The sequence below is a fragment of the Streptomyces sp. NPDC029956 genome, assembly GCF_055574655.1.
The window spans coordinates 12,844-31,707 of the sequence record NZ_JBVHZJ010000051.1; the positions used below are offsets into that span (position 1 = coordinate 12,844).

Here is an 18,864-nt window from a genome sequence, read left to right on the forward strand (position 1 = left end):
CGGCCGTGGTTCCCGAGCTGCCGCCGCTGCCCGCCCTGACCCGGGCCGAGAGTGAACTCGTCGACGCCTACCTGGAGGTGGTCGACCTGCTGGGGAAGATCAATCCATCCAGGGGCACGCATACCTATGGCGCACTGCGCGCGGCACAGGCCCTGGTGGGACGGGCGGAGGCGCTGCTCCAGGCCCTGACGCTCATGCATATGCGGGGCGAGAACGAGGTGCACGCGGACACGTTGGCGCGTGCGCTCCGGGTGTTGGACGGGGAGCGCCGGGCCGACCGTGTCACCGTCCCGCGCACTCGCGCGAGTTGACATTTCCGCGTGTCGTGACGACCTCCGGACGGCCGACACCCACCGCAGAATCGCTCCCCCGTTCGGCGTAGTCGACGAGTCGACATATGTGCCGGGTGAGTTGCACAACAGGTGTACACATTTGGCGGAATAGGGCGTTCCGTCGCTGGTGCGAGGCTCGTTGGCCAAACCTCCGAAGATCACAAAGGCTGTCTGTCCACCCGTATGGATCAGTCGTGAGGAGCCTCACATATCGCCGTTTCAGCTCGGATTTCGACCTGTCTGTGGGTCAAGATCCCTGTCGACGACAAGCCCCCGCCACCGCGGCGGGGCGGTCCGGGCGGACGCCGAGTCCTGCCGCTGTCCCGGACGTCTGGTCGACAGGATTGGATCGGCAGGAGTGGAGGACCCGATTTTTACGGGGCGTACGCGCTGTTTCGGCAGCGGGGCCGCCCCTTGGGGTGAAGCCGCGTCAGCGGCCGGGCATCTTCGCCAGCCCGAACCCGACAGGTCATCCTTCGCAGGCGGCTGACGAAGGGTTGCGCATGACTGCGCAGATGCACGTCCCGTCCCTGCTGTCCCGGGCCGGAGCCGTCTCGGCTCTCACCCTCGCCGCCGTAGGCGGCACGCTGCTCGCACCCGGTGCGGCAACGGAGGCCCAGGCAGCCACCACGCACGCGAACAAGGCACTGAGCGTCGCCGAGTCCAAGAAGGGAGCTCCGTACCGGTACGGGAGCACCGGACCCTCCAGGTTCGACTGCTCCGGTCTGACGCTCTACGCGTACAAGAAGGCGGGCAAGTCGCTGCCCCGCACCGCGCAGCAGCAGTACAACAAGACCCGGCACATCGCCGCCTCCACCAGGCAGAAGGGGGACCTGGTCTTCTTCCACTCCGGCGGGAGGGTCTACCACGTGGGCATCTACGCCGGCAGCGGCAAGATCTGGCACTCGCCCAAGACGGGGTCCTGGGTGAAGCTCGACAAGATCTGGTCGTCGAAGGTCTACTACGGCCGCGTCCGCTGATCAGGCGGCGGTAGCGGTTCGTCCGTGAGGGGTGCGGTGGCGCCGCCGTACCCCTGACCGACATGACAGCGGCTAACAGGCGGCCACCGGGGCCACGGCCCACGGAAGAGTGATCCAGACCGTCTTGCCGCCGTCATCGGTCGGCGTGACCGACAGACGGCCGCCGGCCTCGGCGGCGAGGACGCGGATGATGACCATGCCGCGGCCGTTGTCCTGCTGGACCGCCGCCGGGAGGCGGCGCGGCCGGCGCGGATGGCTGTCGGTGACGCCGATGTGGAGCCGCTCCTCGCGCTCCAGGCGGACGTCCACCGTGAAGGTGGGCGACTGGCCGAGGGTGTGCAGGACGGCGTTGGTGGCCAGTTCGGAGACGATCAGCCGGATCGAGTCCGCGATCTCGGCGGCATCGTCCAGTCCCCACTCCATGAGGACGTCCGCGACGTACCGCCGGGCCGTGGGGACCGAGGCGGGCTCGCTCGGCAGAGTGACGGATGCTTCCTGGTGATCTGCCATGGCGACGCTGTCCCTTTCCCACCGGGGCCACCGCCCCGGATTGCGCTTCGCGTCAGAGTGCCACCGATCCCACCGCGCCGCGCGGCGTTCCACCAAGATATGTCCCCATCTGTCGCCCGAAGCGGTGAACTCTGCTCACCGGGAACGCTCTTGGCCCTACCCTGCGTCGGGCGCCGTCCGCAGGATCGTCCCCACCGCGCGCCCGATCTCCGCGTCGGTCAGATCGGCGCGGGCCGTGAGCCGCAGCCGCGAGATCCCGTCGGGGACCGACGGCGGCCGGAAGCAGCCGACCGCCAGGCCCTGTTCGCGGCAGTCCGCCGCCCAGCGCAGGGCGGCCTCCGGCGAGGGCGCGCGCACCGAGACGACGGCCGCGTCGGGCCGGGCCGCCGTGAGACCGGCGTCGGTGAGCTGCCGGTGCAGCGTGGTCGCGACGGTACGGGCCCGCTCCGCGAGGCCCGGTTCGGCCCTGACCAGACGCAGGCTCGCGAGGGCGCCGCCCGCGGCGGCCGGGGCGAGACCTGTGTCGAAGATGAAGGTGCGGGCCGCGTTCACCAGGTGCTCGATCACCCGGGCCGGGCCGAGGACGGCACCGCCCTGGCTGCCGAGGGACTTGGAGAGGGTCAGGGTGGCGATGACGTCCTCGTCGCCCGCGAGTCCGGCCTCGTGCAGGGCGCCCCGGCCGCCTTCGCCGAGGACGCCGAAGCCGTGGGCGTCGTCCACCACGAGTCCGGCGCCGTGTGCCCGGCAGGCTTCCGCGAGCTCCGGCAGCGGGGCCTTGTCGCCGTCGACGGAGAAGACGGAGTCGCTGACGACCAGGGCCCGCCGGCCGGGGTGCGCGCCGAGGGTCTTGCGCACGGCCTCCGGTTCGGTGTGCGGCACGACGGCCGTCTCGGCGCGGGCCAGGCGGCAGCCGTCCACGATCGAGGCGTGGTTCGAGGCGTCGGAGACGATCAGGGAGTCCCGGCCGCCGAGCGCGGTGAGCGCCGCCAGGTTGGCGGTGTAGCCGGAGGAGAAGACGAGCGCCGCCTCGAATCCGCAGAACTCGGCGAGCTCGCGCTCGAGCCGGGTGTGCAGCCGGGTGGTGCCGGTGACGAGCCGCGAGCCGGTGGAGCCGGCGCCCCACCGCCGCGCCGCGTCGGCCGCCGCCTCGGTGACCTCCGGGCGGCGGGTGAGGCCCAGGTAGTCGTTGCTCGCCAGGTCGAGCAGGTCCGACTCGGCCGCCCGTGGCCGCAGCGTACGGACGAGACCGGCGTCCGCCCGGCGGCGCGCCTCGGCGTCGGTCCAGTCGAACGCGGTACGGCGGGGGCCCGCGGCCCGTGCGTCGTCGGCCTGTGGCATTCGGCGATCCTTTTGTAGGCAGCGCACAGACCCTAACCGGATGATGCCGAGGTGGGGATGTGGTCATCCACACACCTCTATCGGGGGCGTTTGTTCAGATCCTCCTTGGCCCGGGGGTGGGCGGTAGGCGAGGATCAGCGCTTATGGACCTGCTGAACACGCTGGTGGAGAAGGGGCTGCGGCGCGAGCTGCCGACCCGTGAAGAAGCGCTCGCCGTCCTGGCGACCTCCGACGACGAACTGCTCGATGTGGTGGCGGCGGCCGGCAAGGTGCGCCGACAGTGGTTCGGGCGGCGGGTGAAGCTCAACTACCTGGTGAACCTGAAGTCGGGCCTGTGCCCCGAGGACTGCTCGTACTGCTCGCAGCGACTCGGCTCCAAGGCCGAGATCCTCAAGTACACCTGGCTGAAGCCGGACGAGGCCTCCCAGGCCGCCGCCGCGGGTGTCGCGGGCGGGGCCAAGCGGGTCTGTCTGGTCGCGAGCGGCCGCGGTCCGACGGACCGCGACGTCGAGCGGGTCGGCAGGACCATCGAGGCCATCAAGGAGCAGAACGAGGGCGTCGAGGTGTGCGCCTGTCTGGGCCTGCTCTCGGACGGCCAGGCGGAGCGGCTGAAGGACGCCGGCGCCGACGCGTACAACCACAACCTGAACACGTCCGAGGCGACGTACGCCGGAATCACCAAGACCCACACGTACGCCGACCGGGTGGACACCGTGCAGAAGGCGCACGCCGCCGGTCTGTCGGCCTGCTCGGGTCTGATCGCGGGCATGGGCGAGACCGACGAGGACCTCGTCGACGTCGTGTACGCGCTGCGCGAGCTCGACTCCGACTCGGTGCCGGTCAACTTCCTCATCCCCTTCGAGGGGACGCCGCTCGCCAAGGAGTGGAACCTCACCCCGCAGCGCTGCCTGCGGATCCTGGCGATGGTGCGGTTCGTCTGCCCCGACGTCGAGGTGCGGATCGCGGGCGGCCGTGAGGTGCACCTGCGCTCGATGCAGCCGCTGGCGCTGAACATCGCGAACTCGATCTTCCTCGGCGACTACCTGACGAGCGAGGGCCAGGCCGGCCAGGCCGACCTGGACATGATCGCGGACGCGGGCTTCGAGGTGGAGGGCGCGGGCACGACGACGCTTCCGAAGCACCGCGCGGACGCGCTCGCCGCGGCGGGCGGCGGCTGCGGTTCCCAGGCGTCGGCGGGCTGCGGCTCGCACGACGCGGCGGAGGGCGCGGGCTGCGGCTCGCACGCCGAGGCCGGTGGCGGCTGCGGTCCCTGCGGCGGTCACGCGCAGGCGGCCCCCGCGACCGAGTCGGCCTCCGAGGCCGCGAGCGAGGTGCCGGGGGCGCGTCCCGACCTCGTGGCGGTGCGCCGCCGCGGTGCCGGGACGGAGCTCGCCCCGAATGCGTAACGACGAACTGCTCGCCCTGGACCGGGCCCACGTCTGGCATCCGTACGGCCCCATGCCGGGACGAACGGAGCCGCTGGTCGTCGAGTCCGCGTCGGGTGTCCGGCTCCGGCTTGCGGAACCGGTGCACGGACAGGACGAGTTGATCGACGGCATGTCCTCCTGGTGGTCGGCGCTCCACGGCTACAACCACCCGGTGCTCAACGAGGCTGCGCACGGCCAGCTGGACCGGATGAGCCACGTCATGTTCGGCGGGCTGACCCACGAGCCGGCCGTGCGGCTCGCCACCCGTCTGGTCGAGATCACCCCGGAACCCCTCCAGCACGTCTTCCTCAGCGACTCCGGCTCGGTCTCCGTCGAGGTCGCGGCCAAGATGTGCCTGCAGTACTGGCGCTCGGTGGGCCGACCCGGCAAGCAGCTCCTGATGACCTGGCGCGGCGGCTACCACGGGGACACCTGGCAGCCGATGTCGCTGTGCGACCCCGAGGGCGGGATGCACGAGCTGTGGTCGGGCGTGCTCCAGCGCCAGGTCTTCGTCGACGCGCCGCCGGTGACGTACGAGGAGTCGTACGCCGACATGCTGCGGGAGCAGATCGCGCTCCACGCGCACGAGGTCGCCGCGGTGATCGTGGAGCCGGTGGTGCAGAACGCGGGCGGGATGCGGTTCCACCCGCCCGCGTACCTGCGCGTCCTCCGCGAGGCGTGCGACGAGCACGGGGTTCTCCTGATCTTCGACGAGATCGCGACCGGCTTCGGCCGTACGGGCACGCTGTTCGGCGCCGACCAGGCCGGCGTCTCGCCCGATGTGATGTGTGTGGGCAAGGCGCTGACGGGCGGATACCTGTCGATGGCGGCCACGCTCTGCACGACGGAGATCGCCGAGGGCATCTCGCGCGGAGAGGTTCCCGTCCTGGCGCACGGGCCGACCTTCATGGGCAATCCGCTGGCCTCTGCGGTGGCCTGCGCGTCGATCGACCTGCTGATGTCCCAGGACTGGGCACTGGAGGTCAAGCGCATCGAGACGGGACTCCGCGAGGGGCTCGCCCCCGCCGCGGACCTCCCCGGTGTGCGCGAGGTGCGGGTGCTCGGCGCCATCGGCGTCGTCCAGCTCGACCACGACGTCGACATGGCCGCGGCCACCGAGGCGGCGGTCCGGGCGGGCGTGTGGCTGCGTCCGTTCCGCGACCTGATCTACACGATGCCGCCGTACGTGACGGGTGACGAGGACCTGGCCCGCATCTGCGCCGCCGTGCGCGCGGCGGCGGCCGCGGGCTGACCGGGAGAACGGGAAGAACAACAGTGGGAATCATCGTCGTCAGCGGTACGGGCACGGAGATCGGCAAGACCGTCGTCACCGCCGCCGTCGCCGCGATCGCCACCGCCGCCGGCCGCACGGTCGCCGTCCTCAAGCCGGCGCAGACCGGCGTGGGGCCGGACGAGCGCGGTGACGCGGACGAGGTCGTCCGGCTCTCGGGCGCCGTGGGCTCCGCCGAGCTGGGCCGGTTCCCGGAGCCGCTGGCCCCGGGGACGGCGGCCCGGCGGGCCGGGCTCGCCCCGGTCGGGCCCGCGGAGGTCGCCGAGGCCGCGCGGAAGCTGGCCGCCGAGCACGACCTGGTGCTCGTGGAGGGGGCGGGCGGGCTGCTCGTCCGCTTCGACGAGGAGGGCGGCACGCTCGCGGACGCGGCGGCGCTGCTCGGCGCACCCGTTCTCGTGGTCGTCCCCGCCGGACTGGGGACGCTCAACTCCGCGGCCCTGACGGCGGAGGCGCTGCGGGCGCGCGGGATCGAGCAGCTGGGTGTGGTGATCGGCAGCTGGCCGGACGCGCCTGACCTGGCGATGCGCTGCAACCTCGCGGATCTGCCGCGAGAGGCGGGCACGCCGCTCCTCGGGGCCGTACCGGAGGGGTCGGGGTCGCTCGGCCCGGCGGAGTTCCGGGCGGCGGCGGGCGGCTGGCTGGGGCCGGCGCTCGGCGGCTCGTGGGACGCGGAGGCGTTCCACGAGCGGTTCGCGGAGCCGTACGCGGGAGCCTCGTAGCGCGGGAGCCCCGTGAAGTCAGGACGCGGCAGCTCGTTTCGAGGGACGCGCGTGCCTCCACTCCGTAGGCTGGAGGCATGCGCGCTCACGTTCAGGAGATCGTCTTCGACTGCGCCGATCCGGCCGCTCTGGTCCGGTTCTGGGCAGGGCTCCTCGGCGGTGTTCCGGTCGACCGGAGCGGCGACTGGTCGTACGTGGACCCGCCGGACTTCGTCCGGCTCGCCTTCCAGCGGGTGCCGGAGGGCAAGGCCGTGAAGAACCGCGTCCATCTCGACCTGGAGGTCGAGGACCCGGCCCTGGCCGCCGACGAGGCGGTGCCCGCGGGCGGGTCCCGGGTCGGCGGTCTCGTCTCGGACGAGCAGGGCTCCTTCCAGGTCATGCGGGACCCGGAGGGCAACGAGTTCTGCTTCGTGACGGGCTGAGGAGGCTCCGATGACACCGCCGAACGCTCCGTCCCACACCCCACCCGGCGTCCACCATCCGCTGTTCGCGCGTTTCTACGCCCGGTTCAGCGTGTCCGCCGACGCCAAGGGCGGGCTCGGCGAACTGCGGGCGGAACTCCTCGCGGGGCTGTCCGGCCGGGTGATCGAGATCGGGGCGGGCAACGGGCTGAACTTCGCGCACTACCCGGCCGGTGTCACCGAGGTGGTCGCGCTCGAACCGGAGTCCCGGCTCCGGCGCCTTGCCCAGGAGGCCGCGCTCCGGGCCCCGGTCCCGGTGACCGTGCTCCCGGACACGGCCGAGGCGCTGCCATTGGAGGACGCCTCCTTCGACGCGGGGGTGGCCTCCCTCGTGCTGTGTACGGTACGGAACCTCCCGCAGGCCCTCGCCGAACTGCACCGGGTACTGCGGCCCGGCGGCGAGCTGCGGTTCTTCGAGCACGGCATGGCCGGCACGCCCGGCCTCGCGCGCGTGCAGCGAGGTCTCGACCGGACGGTCTGGCCGCTGCTCTTCGGCGGCTGCCACACCTCCCGCGCCCCGCTCGCGGCGATCGAGGCAGCCGGCTTCACCCTGGGCCCGTACCGCTCGTTCGACGTGCCGGAGAAGGGACCGCGGCTGCCCTCCTCGCCCTGCGTCCTGGGCTCCGCCCGGCGGTAGCGGCGACGCCGTCCCGCGGCGTGGAAATCCTGGCGACGGCCCGGGTGGGCGTGATGGGATCCGGGCATGATCGATCTGAAGATACGTGCCGCCACGACCGGCGACGCCGAGGCCGTGCTGGCCTTCTGGAAGGAGTCCGCCGAGGGGACCTCCGTCTCGGACGACGTGCACGGGGTGACCCGGCTCGTCGAACGCGACCCCGAGGCGCTCCTCCTCGCGGTCGCCGACGACCTGATCGTGGGATCCGTCATCGCCGGCTGGGACGGCTGGCGCGCCTCGCTCTACCGCCTGGCGGTCCTGCCCTCGTACCGTCGCCGGGGCATCTCCACCGCCCTCCTGCGCGCCGCCGAGGAACGGTTCGTCGCACTCGGCGGACGGCGGGTGGACGCCATGGTCCTGGAGGCGAACGGGACGGGACAGCGGCTGTGGACGGCGGCCGGGTACGAGCGCCAGGAACAATGGCGCCGCTGGGTGCGGCCGCTCACCCACTGACCTGCGTCGACCGGCCCGGGGCCGACCACCCCGCCGCTTTGCCGATCCTTTACCATGGTCTCTCAGCCAGACGACCCTACGACCGAAAGGTGTGAGCGTCCGCCCATGGGCGAGCCTCCCAGTAGTACCGTTCTCCGTACTGCTCCCGAAAGCACCGGCCCCGACAGCCGACATCGAGCGTTCCTCCTCCCCCTGACTGATCATGGGACGGAGGTGAACCGATGACCGAAGTGCTTCTGCTCCTCCTGGCGCTCCTCCTCTCCGTCGCGTGCGGCGCGTTCGTCGCGGCCGAGTTCTCGCTGACGACGGTCGAGCGACGCGAGCTCGAGGACGCCGCGGAGCGCGGCGAGCGCGGTGCGTCGGGAGCGCTCAAGGCCGTCAGGTCGCTGACCTTCCAGCTCTCCGGCGCCCAGCTGGGCATCACCGTCACCAACCTGGTCGTCGGCATGCTGTCCGAGCCGTCGATCTCCAAGCTGATCCGGGGGCCCCTCGAGGACCTCGGCCTCTCCGCCTCGGTCGCCTCGTCGGTCGCGCTGGTGCTGGGCACCGCCCTGTCGACCGTCGTCCTGATGGTGGTCGGCGAGCTGGTCCCCAAGAACTGGGCGATCTCCTCGCCCCTCGCGGTCGCGAAGGTGGTCGCCACCCCGCAGCGGGTGTTCACCGCCGCGTTCAAGCCGCTGATCAGCCACCTCAACAACACCGCGAACCGGATCCTGCGCCGTCTCGGCATGGAGCCGACCGAGGAACTGGCATCGGCGCGCTCCCCGCAGGAGCTGGTGGCGCTCGCCCGCCACTCCGCGAAGGAGGGCGCCCTGGAGGCGGACACGGCCGAGCTGTTCGTCCGTACCCTCAACCTGGCGGAGCTCACCGCGGAGAACGTGATGACGCCCCGAGTGCAGGTCACCGCGCTCGACGTGCAGGCCACCGCCGAGGATGTCGCCAACGCGACCCGGGCGACCGGTCTCTCCCGCTTCCCCGTCTACCGGGGCAGCCTCGACGCGGTCGTCGGCATCGCGCACATCAAGGACGTGCTGGCCATACCGGCCGAGGAGCGGCGCCACCGCCGGATCGGCGAGTTGCTGCGCGAGCCGCTGCTCGTCCCCGAGACGCTGACCGTGGACCGGCTCCTCGACCGGCTGTCCGGGAAGCAGACGATGGCCGTCGTCATCGACGAGTACGGCGGTACCGCCGGGGTCGCCACCCTGGAGGACATCGTCGAGGAGGTCGTCGGCGAGGTGCGCGACGAGCACGACCCGCACGAGACGCCGGACCTGGCGCGGGCGGGCGAGGACGCGGACGGGCGCGAGCTCTGGTCCGCCGACGGCGCCGCCCGTACCGACCAGGTGGAGGTGATCGGCCTCCGGGTGCCGGACGGCCCGTACGAGACGCTCGCGGGCTTCGTCGCGCATGAGCTGGGCCGTATCCCGGCCGTCGGCGACAGCGCGGAGCTGGACGGCTGGCGGCTCGACGTCGTGGACGCCGCGGGCCGGCGCGCCGCGCGTGTGCTGCTGCACGCGCCGACGTCGCAGGAGCACCAGGACGAGACCGGGGAGGCCGGCCGATGATCGTGATCCAGCTGTTGGTCGGTCTGCTGACCCTGGTCGTCAACGCCTTCTTCGTCGGCGCCGAGTTCGCCCTGATCTCGGTGCGCCGCAGCCAGATCGAACCGCTGGCCGAGGACGGGAACCGGCGGGCGCGCAGCGTCATCTGGGGCCTGGAACACGTCTCCGCGCTGCTCGCCGCGGCGCAGCTCGGCATCACGCTCTGCACCCTGGTGCTCGGCATCGTCGCCGAGCCGGCCATCGCGCATCTGCTCGAACCGGTCTTCGACGCGGTGGGCGTGCCGCACGGCCTGGTCCACCCGATCTCGTTCGTGATCGCGCTGAGCGTGGCCACGTATCTGCACATGCTGCTGGGCGAGATGGTGCCGAAGAACATCGCGCTGGCGGAGCCGACGCGTACGGCGCTGCTGCTCGGCCCGCCGCTGGTGACGTTCGCGCGGGCGCTGCGACCGGTGATCTTCACGATCAACGCCTTCGCCAACACGCTGCTCAAGCTGTTGCGGGTGGAGGTCAAGGACGAGGTCGCGGCGACGTTCTCGGACGACGAGCTGGCCCGTATGGTCACCGACGCCGGTGACGCGGGACTGCTCGACGACCGGGCCGCCGAGCGGCTGCACGATGCCCTGGAGCTTGGCCGACGTCCCGTACGGGACGTCGTGATGCCGGCGGAGAAGGTCGTGTACGCGCAGGTCGGCACCACTCCCGGGGAGCTGGAGGCGCTGTCGGCACGGACGGGCTACTCGCGCTTCCCCGTGGTCGACGAGGAGCGCAGGATCCTGGGCTATCTGCACGTCAAGGACGCCCTGGACGCCTCCCCGCGCGACGAGCCGTTCCCGGTGTCCGCGCTGCGGCCGATCGCCCGGGTCCGGGCGGCCACGCCGCTGGACGACGTACTGACGGCGATGCGCCGCAGCCGGACGCATCTGGCGGCGGTGCTCGACGAGGACGACAAGCCGGCCGGCCTCGTGGCGATGGAGGACGTGCTGCGGGAGCTGGTGGGCCGCCCGGCGGCGCCGTAGCACCGGGTACGGGCAGAGAGGGGAGGGCCCCGGGAACGCGTGTTCCCGGGGCCCTCCCGCGCTCACGGCGCGGGGGCGGCGCCCCCGTGGCCGAGGGCCGCCCGGTCCCCCTCCCGGGCTCCGGCGGAGAGCCGCGCATACCGCGCGGTATGATCTCTCCGCCATGGAGATCAATGCCACGTACAACAGTTTCGTCGCCCTCGGCGACAGCTTCACCGAAGGTATGTCGGACCGGAAGCCCGACGGTTCCTACCGCGGCTGGGCCGACGTCCTCGCGGACCGGCTGGCCGCCCGCGCACCCGACTTCCGGTACGCCAACCTCGCCGTGCGCGGCAAGCTCATCGGGCAGATCGTCGAGGAGCAGGTCGAGACGGCCGCCGCGATGAAGGCGGACGTCGTGACGCTCGTCGGCGGGCTCAACGACACCCTGCGGCCCAAGGTCGACATGGGGCGGGTGCGCGGACTGCTCACCGAGGCCGTCGAGCGTCTCACCCCGTCCTGCGGGCAGCTGGTCCTCATGCGCAGCCCCGGCCGGAACGGGCCGGTCCTGGAGCGGTTCCGCCCCCGGATGGAGGAGCTGTTCGCACACGTCGACGACCTCGCCGCCCGCCACGGGGCACTGGTCGTCGACCTGTACAGCGCACCCTCGCTCGCCGACCCCCGGTTGTGGGACGTGGACCGGCTCCACCTCACCACCGACGGGCACCGGCGGGTCGCAGAGGCCGTGTGGCAGACGCTCGGGCTGGCACCCGAGGAGGACTGGCGGACGCCGCCGCCCCCGACCCCGCTGCCGGGCTGGACGAGCCGCCGGGCGGCGGACGCCCGCTTCGCCAGGGAGCACCTGGGACCGTGGATCGGGCGGCGTCTCACCGGCCGCTCGTCGGGCGACGGCCGTGCGCCCAAGCGGCCCGAGCTGCTGCCGTACGAGCCGTCGACGGAGCCGTAGCCCCGGTGGACCGCCGTCCGGAGGCGGCGGCCGTGAGCTGCGTCTCGTAGCAACCTCCAGATCGGACCGTGGCGCTGGCCTGCAGAAATCGCCAGTAAACTCTGTCCACGTGACTGCTGTGACTGCGAAGCCCCGCATCCCCAACGTTCTGGCCGGCCGCTACGCCTCCGCGGAGCTCGCCGTCCTCTGGTCCCCCGAGCAGAAGGTGAAGCTGGAGCGTCAGCTCTGGCTCGCCGTGCTGCGTGCGCAGAAGGACCTCGGGATCGAGGTTCCGGACGCCGCCCTCGCCGACTACGAGCGCGTGCTCGACCAGGTCGACCTCGGCTCCATCGCCGAGCGCGAGAAGGTCACCCGGCACGACGTGAAGGCCCGGATCGAGGAGTTCAACGCCCTCGCCGGCCACGAGCACGTCCACAAGGGCATGACCTCGCGCGACCTCACGGAGAACGTCGAGCAGCTGCAGATCCGGCTCTCCCTGGAGCTGATGCGGGACCGTACGGTCGCCGTCCTCGGCCGCCTCGGCAAGCTCTCCGGCGAGTACGCGGAGCTGGTCATGGCCGGCCGCTCGCACAACGTCGCCGCCCAGGCGACCACCCTCGGCAAGCGGTTCGCGACGGCCGCGGACGAGCTGCTCGTGGCGTACGCCCGCCTCGAGGAGCTGCTCGGCCGCTACCCGCTGCGCGGCATCAAGGGCCCGGTCGGCACCGCCCAGGACATGCTGGACCTGCTCGGCGGCGACGCCGGCAAGCTGGCCGACCTGGAGCAGCGGATCGCCGGTCACCTCGGCTTCGCCCACGCCTTCACCTCGGTCGGCCAGGTCTACCCGCGCTCGCTCGACTACGACGTGGTCACCTCGCTCGTGCAGCTGGCCGCCGCCCCGTCGTCGATCGCCAAGACGATCCGCCTGATGGCGGGCCACGAGCTGGTCACCGAAGGCTTCAAGCCGGGCCAGGTCGGCTCCTCGGCGATGCCGCACAAGATGAACACCCGCTCCTGCGAGCGCGTCAACGGCCTGATGGTCATCCTGCGCGGTTACGCCTCGATGACCGGCGAGCTGGCCGGCGACCAGTGGAACGAGGGCGACGTGTCCTGCTCCGTGGTCCGCCGGGTCGCGCTGCCCGATGCCTTCTTCGCGCTGGACGGTCTCCTGGAGACCTTCCTCACCGTGCTCGACGAGTTCGGCGCCTTCCCGGCCGTCGTCGCCCGCGAGCTCGACCGCTACCTGCCCTTCCTGGCGACCACCAAGGTCCTCATGGGCGCCGTCCGCGCCGGCGTCGGCCGCGAGGTCGCCCACGAGGCCATCAAGGAGAACGCCGTCGCCTCCGCCCTCGCCATGCGCGAGCAGGGCACCGTGCAGAACGAGCTCCTCGACAAGCTCGCCGCAGACACGCGCATCCCGCTGGACCGGGCGCAGCTCGACGAGCTGATGGCGGACAAGCTGTCCTTCACCGGCGCCGCCGCCGACCAGGTCGCGTCCGTGGTCTCCCGTATCGAGGAGATCCTCAAGCAGCACCCGGAGGCCGCCGCCTACGCCCCCGGCGCGATCCTCTGACCGGGAGCCCCCGGTTCACCAAGGAGCAGCTGGAGGCCGCCCGTGACCGCGTCGTTCCCGACGTGGTGGCGGGCGGCCTCTCGGTGTTGTTCTGCGGGATCAACCCGGGTCTCATGACGGCGGCGACGGGCCATCACTTCGCCCGCCCCGGCAACCGCTTCTGGCCGGTGCTCCACCTGTCCGGGTTCACCCCCAGGCAGCTGCGGCCGGACGAGCAGGAGGAGCTCCTGGCGTACGGCCTCGGGATCACGAACGTGGCGGCGCGGCCGACCGCCCGGGCCGACGAACTGAGCCGGGAGGAGTACGTCGAGGGCGGCCGGATCCTGGCCGCGAAGGTGGAGCTGCTCGCGCCGCGCTGGCTCGCGGTCGTCGGTGTCACCGCGTACCGCACGGCCTTCGGCGAGCCGAAGGCGGCCATCGGGCCGCAGGAGCGCGTGATCGGATCCACCCGGGTCTGGGCGCTGCCGAACCCGAGCGGGCTCAACGCGCACTGGACGGCGGCGACGATGGCCGCGGAGTACGCCCGCCTCCGGGAGGCCGCCGAGGTCGCCCGCGGGTGAGCCGGCCGCGTGCCGCGTGGGAGACCGCCGGCGCTCCGGCCGGATGCCGGGCCGGCGTGTGGGCGGTCGCGCCGGTGGGTCGGCGGTCACGCAGGTGGGTCGACCGGGGTGAGGACGGCGAGCAGCTGGGACGGCAGTTCCTTGTCCCACTGGGAGACGCCGAGTCCGATCCACAGTCCGCCGGCCCGCCACAGGAGCAGGTGCGGGGTGTGGCAGCTGAGGGTGCACCAGGGCTCGGGTATCGGCTCGCCCTCCATGCTCCGCTCCAGGACGGGCCAGAGGTCCAGCTCCCGCGGCTCGCCCCAGCGCGCGGTGAGCAGGGCGGCGAGCCCGTCCCGTTCCGCTTCGTACTGGTCCTCGACGATCGGGCGGCGCGTGCCGTCGTCCTCCCAGAAGTCCTCGCTGGTCGCGAGCTCCGCCAGGTGGTGGTCCGGGCCGCCGTCGAATCCCCGGGCCCTGAGTAAGTCGATCGCCGCCAGGTGGTCTGCCGTGGTCATGGCTCCAGTAAAGCGCCCGCCACTGACAGTTGGCGCCGTGTCAGAAACCGCGCGGGACGGTGGGCCGGCGGCGAATCCAAAGCGTCATGGGGGCGGCACTCGCCGCGACCGGGCCCATTGAGTACCATCCGCCGAAGAGGTGCACGAGCTGGGAGGACACACTGTGGGGCGGCTGACCGGCGGGGATCCGTCTCTGCTGCGGCGGATCAACTCCGCGGTGGTACTCCATGCGCTGCGCGGCGCCGACGCGCCGACGCTCACGGACCTGACCCGGATCACGGGCCTTTCGCGGCCCACGGTCGAAGGGGTCGTCGAAGGACTCATGGAGGGCGGCCTCGTCGTCGAGGCGGCGCCCGAGGAGGGCGAGGCCAGGCGGCAGGGACGTCCCGCGCGGAGGTTCCGCTTCCGCGCCGAGGCAGGTCATCTGCTCGGCATAGAGATCGGCCCGCACCGGGTGGCCGCGCTGCTCTCCGGCCTGGACGGGCGGATCATCGGCGCCGGTTCGCGCGAGGTGTCGGAGACGGCCCCCGAGGACGAGCGCCTGGACCGGGTCCGTACGGTCGTGGCCGACGTGCTGCGCAGGGCCGGGGTCGCCCGGTCCAATCTGCGGGCCGTCGGCGTCGGCACGCCGGGGATCGTGGAGGCCGACGGCACCGTCCGCCTCGGTACGGCCCTGCCGGGCTGGACGGGTCTCGCGCTCGGCGAGCGGCTGCGGCGCTCCTTCAAGTGCCCGGTCATCGTGGAGAACGACGCGAACGCGGCGGCCGTCGCCGAGCACTGGAAGGGTGCCGCGACCGACTCCGACGACATCGTCTTCGTCCTCGCCGGGCTGAGCCCGGGCGCCGGTTCGCTGATCGGCGGCCGGCTGCACCGCGGTTTCGGCGGGGCGGCCGGGGAGATCGGCGCCCTGCACCTGCTCGGCCGGGGCGTCACCCCCGAGCATCTGCTGTCGACGACGGACGAGCCGCTGCACCCGCTCGACGAGCAGGCGGTCGCCGAGGTCTTCGCGCTGGCCCGCAAGGGCGACGCGCGCGCGGAGGCCGCGGTGGAGCGGTTCATCCAGCGGCTCGTGCACGACGTGGCGGCGCTGGTCCTGGCGATCGACCCCGAGCTGGTGGTGGTCGGCGGCTGGGCGGCCGGCCTGGACGGCGTACTCCAGCCGCTCCGCGAGGAGCTGGCCCGGTTCTGTCTGCGGCCGCCGCGGGTGGTGCTGTCGCTGCTCGGCGAGGCCGCGGTGGGGACGGGTGCGCTGCGGCTCGCCCTCGACCACGTCGAGGAGCAGTTGTTCGCCGTCGACGGCACGGTGACGGCCCGCCGCTAGCACGACCCTCTGCGACGGGCACGGTGACGGCCCGCCGCCCTGCCTCTGCGACGGGCACGGTGACGGCCCGCCGCCAGGAAGATCCTCGCGACGGGCCGTCGGCCGGTGTTCGGTGTTCGTGGGAGGGGCGCTACGAGGCCATGACCAGGTCGACCGAGTCGCCGAAGGTGAGGCGGCAGGTGTCGGCACGGTAGGTGGCCACGGAGACGGCGGCGGTACGCCCTCCGGAGAGGTAGCGGGTCGTCACGACGAGCACGGGCGCGCCCGGCAGCCGGTCGAGCTCCTTGGCGTCGTCGGCGCGGGCGGAGCCGAGCTCCACGGAGCGGTCCTGGCCGTCGAGGGCGAGGTGCTGGAGTTCGCGGAGCACGGCGCGGGCACGGGCGGGTCCGGCGGGCGCGTCGATGGCGCTGAGGCCCGGGACGGAGCCGACGGGCACGTAGAGCAGCTCGGCGGCGACGGGCTGGCCCTGGCTGAGGCGGATGCGGCGGACGACGTGCACCCGCTCCTCGGCGCCGCTCTCCAGGACGCGCGCGACGGCGGCCGGGGCCACGTCGGCGGCGGAGTCGAGGGACTGCCAGGCCTCGTCACCGACGCCCGGCCAGGCGTGCTGGGTGGTGGAGACGTCGACGCCGACGCGCGGCGGGGCGACGGTGGTGCCGACGCCGCGACGGCGCTGCAGCCGGCCTTCGAGTTCCAGCTGCTCCAAGGCCTGGCGGAGCGTGGCACGGGCGACGCCGAAGCGTGCCGCGAGATCGCGCTCGTTGGGGAGGATCTCCCCGACCGCGAAGTCCGAGTCGAGTGCTTCGCCGATGACTGTCTTGAGGTGCTGGTACTTCGGCTCCGGTACCGATGCCAGCTGCGTGGTCCCCACCCTGATCCTCCGCAATTCGCCGTGTCCCGCGGCGTTTTTCCGCGCCCTTGTTTATTAAAGGTTCCTGCACTAACTCTGCGACCATAAGGCGAGCCCACCCCTTGGTCAAGACCAATCCTCCGTCGAACGCCCCCGAATGTGACCCTCTGACCTAGATCGTTCACAGGACGTTCGCGCCCGCGTGTGCCCCGCGCAGCAAAACACCCCGTCTCCCAGGTGGGAGACGGGGTGATGTTCCGGCCGATCGGCGCGATCGGGCCGTTTCGTCGCGCGGGGTGCGCCCCGGGCGCGTCAGAGGCCGGCGAGCGCCTGGAGCTTGTCGGGGTTGCGGATGATGTAGACGCACTGGACGCGCCCGTCGAACACCTCGATCTGGAAGAACGCGTCCGGCTTGCCGTCGACGAGGGCGAGCAGGGCGGGGGCGCCGTTGAGTTCGAGGAAGCGGAACTCGAAGATCTCGCCCGCGTCCCGGGCGGTGGCGTGGAGGAAGCGGCCGACCTTGTCGGCGCTCTCGATGATCCGCAGCGGGGCCTTGGACTTGCCGCCGCTGTCGCCGACGAGCCGTACGTCGGGAGCGAGCAGGGCGAGGAGCCCGCCGAGGTCGCCGCCCGCCGCGGCGGTGAGGAAGCGCTCGGTGAGTTCCCGGCGCTCGGTCGGGTCGACGTCGTAGCGGGGCCTGCCCTCGTCGACGTGCCGCCGGGCACGCCCCGCGAGCTGGCGTACGGCCGCCTCGGAGCGGTCCAGGGCGGTGGCGATCTCGCCGTACGGGAAACCGAAGGCCTCGCGCAGCACGAAGACGGCCCGTTCCAGCGGGGAGAGGGATTCGAGGACGACGAGGACGGCGAGGGAGACGGAGTCGGCGAGCAGGGCGCGCTCGGCGGTGTCGGGCGCGGTCGGTCCGAAGTCGGTGACGACGGGCTCGGGCAGCCACGGTCCGACGTAGGACTCGCGGCGCGCCTGGGCCTGCCGGAGCCGGTCGATGGCGAGCCGGGTCGTGATCCGTACGAGGAAGGCCCGGGGCTCGCGGACCTCGGCCCGGTCCTCGGCGGTCCAGCGCAGCCATGCCTCCTGGACCACGTCCTCGGCGTCGGCGGCGCGGCCGAGCATCCGGTAGGCGACGCCGAGGAGCATCGGGCGGTGCTCCTCGAAGTGCTCGGTCAGGGTGTCGGTCGGGATGTCGGTGGGCACCCGTCCATCCCAGCCCACGGCTGTCGCGCTGTCCAGTTTCGGACGGGGGCTTGAACTCCAGGCTACTGATCGGTAATTCTCACTGACGGGACGTCTGAAAGCCTCAGGACAGGGAGTCCGCATGCCCGAACGGATCGCGTTCACGATCGAGACCCCGGCGGGCCCACGCACGGCGTCCCTCACGTACGAACGCCGGGGCGCGGGCGAACCGCTGCTGCTCCTGCACGGCATCGGGCACCACTGGCAGGCCTGGGAGCCGGTGCTGGACATCCTGGCAGCGGAGCGGGACGTGATCGCCGTCGACCTGCCCGGTTTCGGCGACTCCGACCAGCTGCCCGAGGGATGCCCGTACGACCTGTCCACCGTCGGGAGCGTGCTCGGCGCCTTCTGCGAGGCCGTCGGCGTCGAGCGCCCCCACGTGGCGGGGAACTCGCTCGGCGGACTGCTCGCCCTGGAGCTGGGGCGGGAGAAGCTGGTGCGCTCGGTCACCGCCCTCTCCCCCGCCGGCTTCTGGTCGGAGGGCGAGCGGCGGTACGCCTTCGTGACGCTGCGGGCGATGCGGGGCGCGGCGAGGTCGCTGCCCGTGCCGGTGATCGACCGCCTCTCCCGGACGTCCGCCGGGCGCACCGTGCTCACCAGCACCATCTACGCGCGCCCGGGGCGCCGTTCACCCGCGGCCGCCTACGCCGAAACGCTCGCGCTGCGCGGGGCCACCGGGTTCCGCCAGACCCTGGCCGCCGGCGGGAGCGTGCGCTTCCGCGACGACGTCGCCGACGTGCCCGTCACGGTGGCCTGGGGTGCCCGCGACCGGCTGCTCCTTCCCCGGCAGGGCGTCCGCGCCAAGCACACCATCCCCGGCGCGCGGCTCGTCCGGCTGCCCGGCTGCGGTCATGTGCCCATGAACGACGACCCGGCTCTCGTCGCGCGCGTGATCCTGGACGGCAGCGGCGTCTGAGGCCGCAGGCGGGGTCGGCAGGCCGCGGGTCCTTCGCGCGAAAAGGCCGGTGCCCGCGGCGGCGCCGGCCCCCACCAGCAGGCTGCCGACCGCCTGCGGGACACCGAACACGGCGCCCGCGACCAGGGCGGCGCTCAGGGCGGCGGCGACCGGGATCGCGCCGGTGAAGAGGGTGGCCCGCTCCACTCCGATCCGCTGGACGCCCA

At 72.6% G+C, this 18,864-nt stretch carries 20 protein-coding genes and 1 riboswitch; of the genes, 15 read left to right on the forward strand and 5 right to left on the reverse strand.

The window, feature by feature from the left end:
• Nucleotides 1-5 precede the first annotated feature (5 nt).
• Nucleotides 6-311, forward strand: a complete 306-nt coding sequence (locus ACZ4XX_RS30920; RefSeq protein WP_468511165.1) for a hypothetical protein — start codon at nt 6-8, stop codon at nt 309-311.
• 390 nt (nt 312-701) lie between these two features.
• A riboswitch (cyclic di-AMP (ydaO/yuaA leader) is annotated at nt 702-832 on the forward strand.
• 3 nt (nt 833-835) lie between these two features.
• A complete protein-coding gene (locus ACZ4XX_RS30925) occupies nt 836-1,312 on the forward strand; it encodes a C40 family peptidase (RefSeq protein ID WP_468511166.1) in 477 nt (158 codons plus the stop codon).
• A gap of 72 nt (nt 1,313-1,384) precedes the next feature.
• Here the strand turns inward: ACZ4XX_RS30925 and ACZ4XX_RS30930 are convergent, their stop codons facing one another.
• Both ACZ4XX_RS30930 and ACZ4XX_RS30935 read right to left on the reverse strand, forming a co-directional pair.
• Nucleotides 1,385-1,822, reverse strand: coding sequence for an ATP-binding protein (locus ACZ4XX_RS30930; RefSeq protein WP_468511167.1), 438 nt, complete (start codon nt 1,820-1,822; stop codon nt 1,385-1,387).
• A 156-nt stretch (nt 1,823-1,978) separates the two neighbouring features.
• Nucleotides 1,979-3,160 carry an 8-amino-7-oxononanoate synthase gene (locus ACZ4XX_RS30935; protein WP_468511168.1) on the reverse strand — a complete coding sequence of 394 codons (1,182 nt, stop codon included), beginning with the start codon at nt 3,158-3,160 and terminating at the stop codon, nt 1,979-1,981.
• A gap of 143 nt (nt 3,161-3,303) precedes the next feature.
• On the opposite strand from ACZ4XX_RS30935, the gene bioB reads away from it, so the two are divergent.
• The 11 genes from bioB to mug all read left to right on the forward strand — a co-directional run bounded on the left by bioB (nt 3,304) and on the right by mug (nt 13,826).
• Complete coding sequence (gene bioB, locus ACZ4XX_RS30940; RefSeq protein ID WP_468511169.1) at nt 3,304-4,566, forward strand: biotin synthase BioB; 1,263 nt, start codon at nt 3,304-3,306, stop codon at nt 4,564-4,566.
• Nucleotides 4,559-5,839 carry an adenosylmethionine--8-amino-7-oxononanoate transaminase gene (locus tag ACZ4XX_RS30945; protein WP_468511170.1) on the forward strand — a complete coding sequence of 427 codons (1,281 nt, stop codon included), beginning with the start codon at nt 4,559-4,561 and terminating at the stop codon, nt 5,837-5,839. Before bioB ends, ACZ4XX_RS30945 begins: the two co-directional genes overlap by 8 nt.
• A gap of 23 nt (nt 5,840-5,862) precedes the next feature.
• On the forward strand, nt 5,863-6,597 hold the full coding sequence (bioD, locus tag ACZ4XX_RS30950) for a dethiobiotin synthase (protein ID WP_468511171.1): 735 nt from the start codon (nt 5,863-5,865) through the stop codon (nt 6,595-6,597).
• A gap of 77 nt (nt 6,598-6,674) precedes the next feature.
• The gene (locus ACZ4XX_RS30955; protein WP_468511172.1) at nt 6,675-7,019 is read left to right on the forward strand and encodes a VOC family protein; all 345 of its coding nucleotides are present in this window, start codon (nt 6,675-6,677) and stop codon (nt 7,017-7,019) included.
• A 10-nt stretch (nt 7,020-7,029) separates the two neighbouring features.
• Nucleotides 7,030-7,695: a class I SAM-dependent methyltransferase gene (locus tag ACZ4XX_RS30960; RefSeq protein ID WP_468511173.1), complete on the forward strand. Its 666-nt coding sequence runs from the start codon at nt 7,030-7,032 to the stop codon at nt 7,693-7,695.
• A 66-nt stretch (nt 7,696-7,761) separates the two neighbouring features.
• Nucleotides 7,762-8,187, forward strand: a complete 426-nt coding sequence (locus tag ACZ4XX_RS30965) for a GNAT family N-acetyltransferase (protein ID WP_468511174.1) — start codon at nt 7,762-7,764, stop codon at nt 8,185-8,187.
• Between the two features lie 221 nt (nt 8,188-8,408).
• A complete protein-coding gene (locus ACZ4XX_RS30970) occupies nt 8,409-9,752 on the forward strand; it encodes a hemolysin family protein (protein WP_468511175.1) in 1,344 nt (447 codons plus the stop codon).
• The gene (locus ACZ4XX_RS30975) at nt 9,749-10,768 is read left to right on the forward strand and encodes a hemolysin family protein (RefSeq protein ID WP_468511176.1); all 1,020 of its coding nucleotides are present in this window, start codon (nt 9,749-9,751) and stop codon (nt 10,766-10,768) included. The genes ACZ4XX_RS30970 and ACZ4XX_RS30975 overlap by 4 nt, the downstream gene beginning before the upstream one ends.
• Before the next feature lie 163 nt (nt 10,769-10,931).
• Nucleotides 10,932-11,714 (forward strand): SGNH/GDSL hydrolase family protein, encoded by a 783-nt coding sequence (locus ACZ4XX_RS30980; RefSeq protein ID WP_468511177.1) that lies wholly within the window; start codon nt 10,932-10,934, stop codon nt 11,712-11,714.
• Between the two features lie 109 nt (nt 11,715-11,823).
• Nucleotides 11,824-13,266, forward strand: coding sequence for an adenylosuccinate lyase (purB, locus tag ACZ4XX_RS30985; protein WP_468511178.1), 1,443 nt, complete (start codon nt 11,824-11,826; stop codon nt 13,264-13,266).
• Between the two features lie 62 nt (nt 13,267-13,328).
• Nucleotides 13,329-13,826 (forward strand): G/U mismatch-specific DNA glycosylase, encoded by a 498-nt coding sequence (mug, locus tag ACZ4XX_RS30990; protein ID WP_209493677.1) that lies wholly within the window; start codon nt 13,329-13,331, stop codon nt 13,824-13,826.
• An 86-nt stretch (nt 13,827-13,912) separates the two neighbouring features.
• Here the strand turns inward: mug and ACZ4XX_RS30995 are convergent, their stop codons facing one another.
• On the reverse strand, nt 13,913-14,323 hold the full coding sequence (locus ACZ4XX_RS30995) for a hypothetical protein (protein WP_468511179.1): 411 nt from the start codon (nt 14,321-14,323) through the stop codon (nt 13,913-13,915).
• 163 nt (nt 14,324-14,486) lie between these two features.
• On the opposite strand from ACZ4XX_RS30995, the gene ACZ4XX_RS31000 reads away from it, so the two are divergent.
• The gene (locus tag ACZ4XX_RS31000) at nt 14,487-15,644 is read left to right on the forward strand and encodes an ROK family transcriptional regulator (RefSeq protein WP_266902765.1); all 1,158 of its coding nucleotides are present in this window, start codon (nt 14,487-14,489) and stop codon (nt 15,642-15,644) included.
• Nucleotides 15,645-15,774: 130 nt separating this feature from the next.
• Here ACZ4XX_RS31000 and ACZ4XX_RS31005 read toward each other — a convergent pair whose 3' ends face one another.
• Both ACZ4XX_RS31005 and ACZ4XX_RS31010 read right to left on the reverse strand, forming a co-directional pair.
• Nucleotides 15,775-16,515, reverse strand: a complete 741-nt coding sequence (locus tag ACZ4XX_RS31005; RefSeq protein ID WP_468511180.1) for a GntR family transcriptional regulator — start codon at nt 16,513-16,515, stop codon at nt 15,775-15,777.
• A gap of 291 nt (nt 16,516-16,806) precedes the next feature.
• Nucleotides 16,807-17,691, reverse strand: a complete 885-nt coding sequence (locus ACZ4XX_RS31010) for an RNA polymerase sigma-70 factor (RefSeq protein ID WP_468511204.1) — start codon at nt 17,689-17,691, stop codon at nt 16,807-16,809.
• A 133-nt stretch (nt 17,692-17,824) separates the two neighbouring features.
• On the opposite strand from ACZ4XX_RS31010, the gene ACZ4XX_RS31015 reads away from it, so the two are divergent.
• On the forward strand, nt 17,825-18,658 hold the full coding sequence (locus ACZ4XX_RS31015) for an alpha/beta fold hydrolase (RefSeq protein WP_468511181.1): 834 nt from the start codon (nt 17,825-17,827) through the stop codon (nt 18,656-18,658).
• Nucleotides 18,659-18,864: the final 206 nt, after the last annotated feature.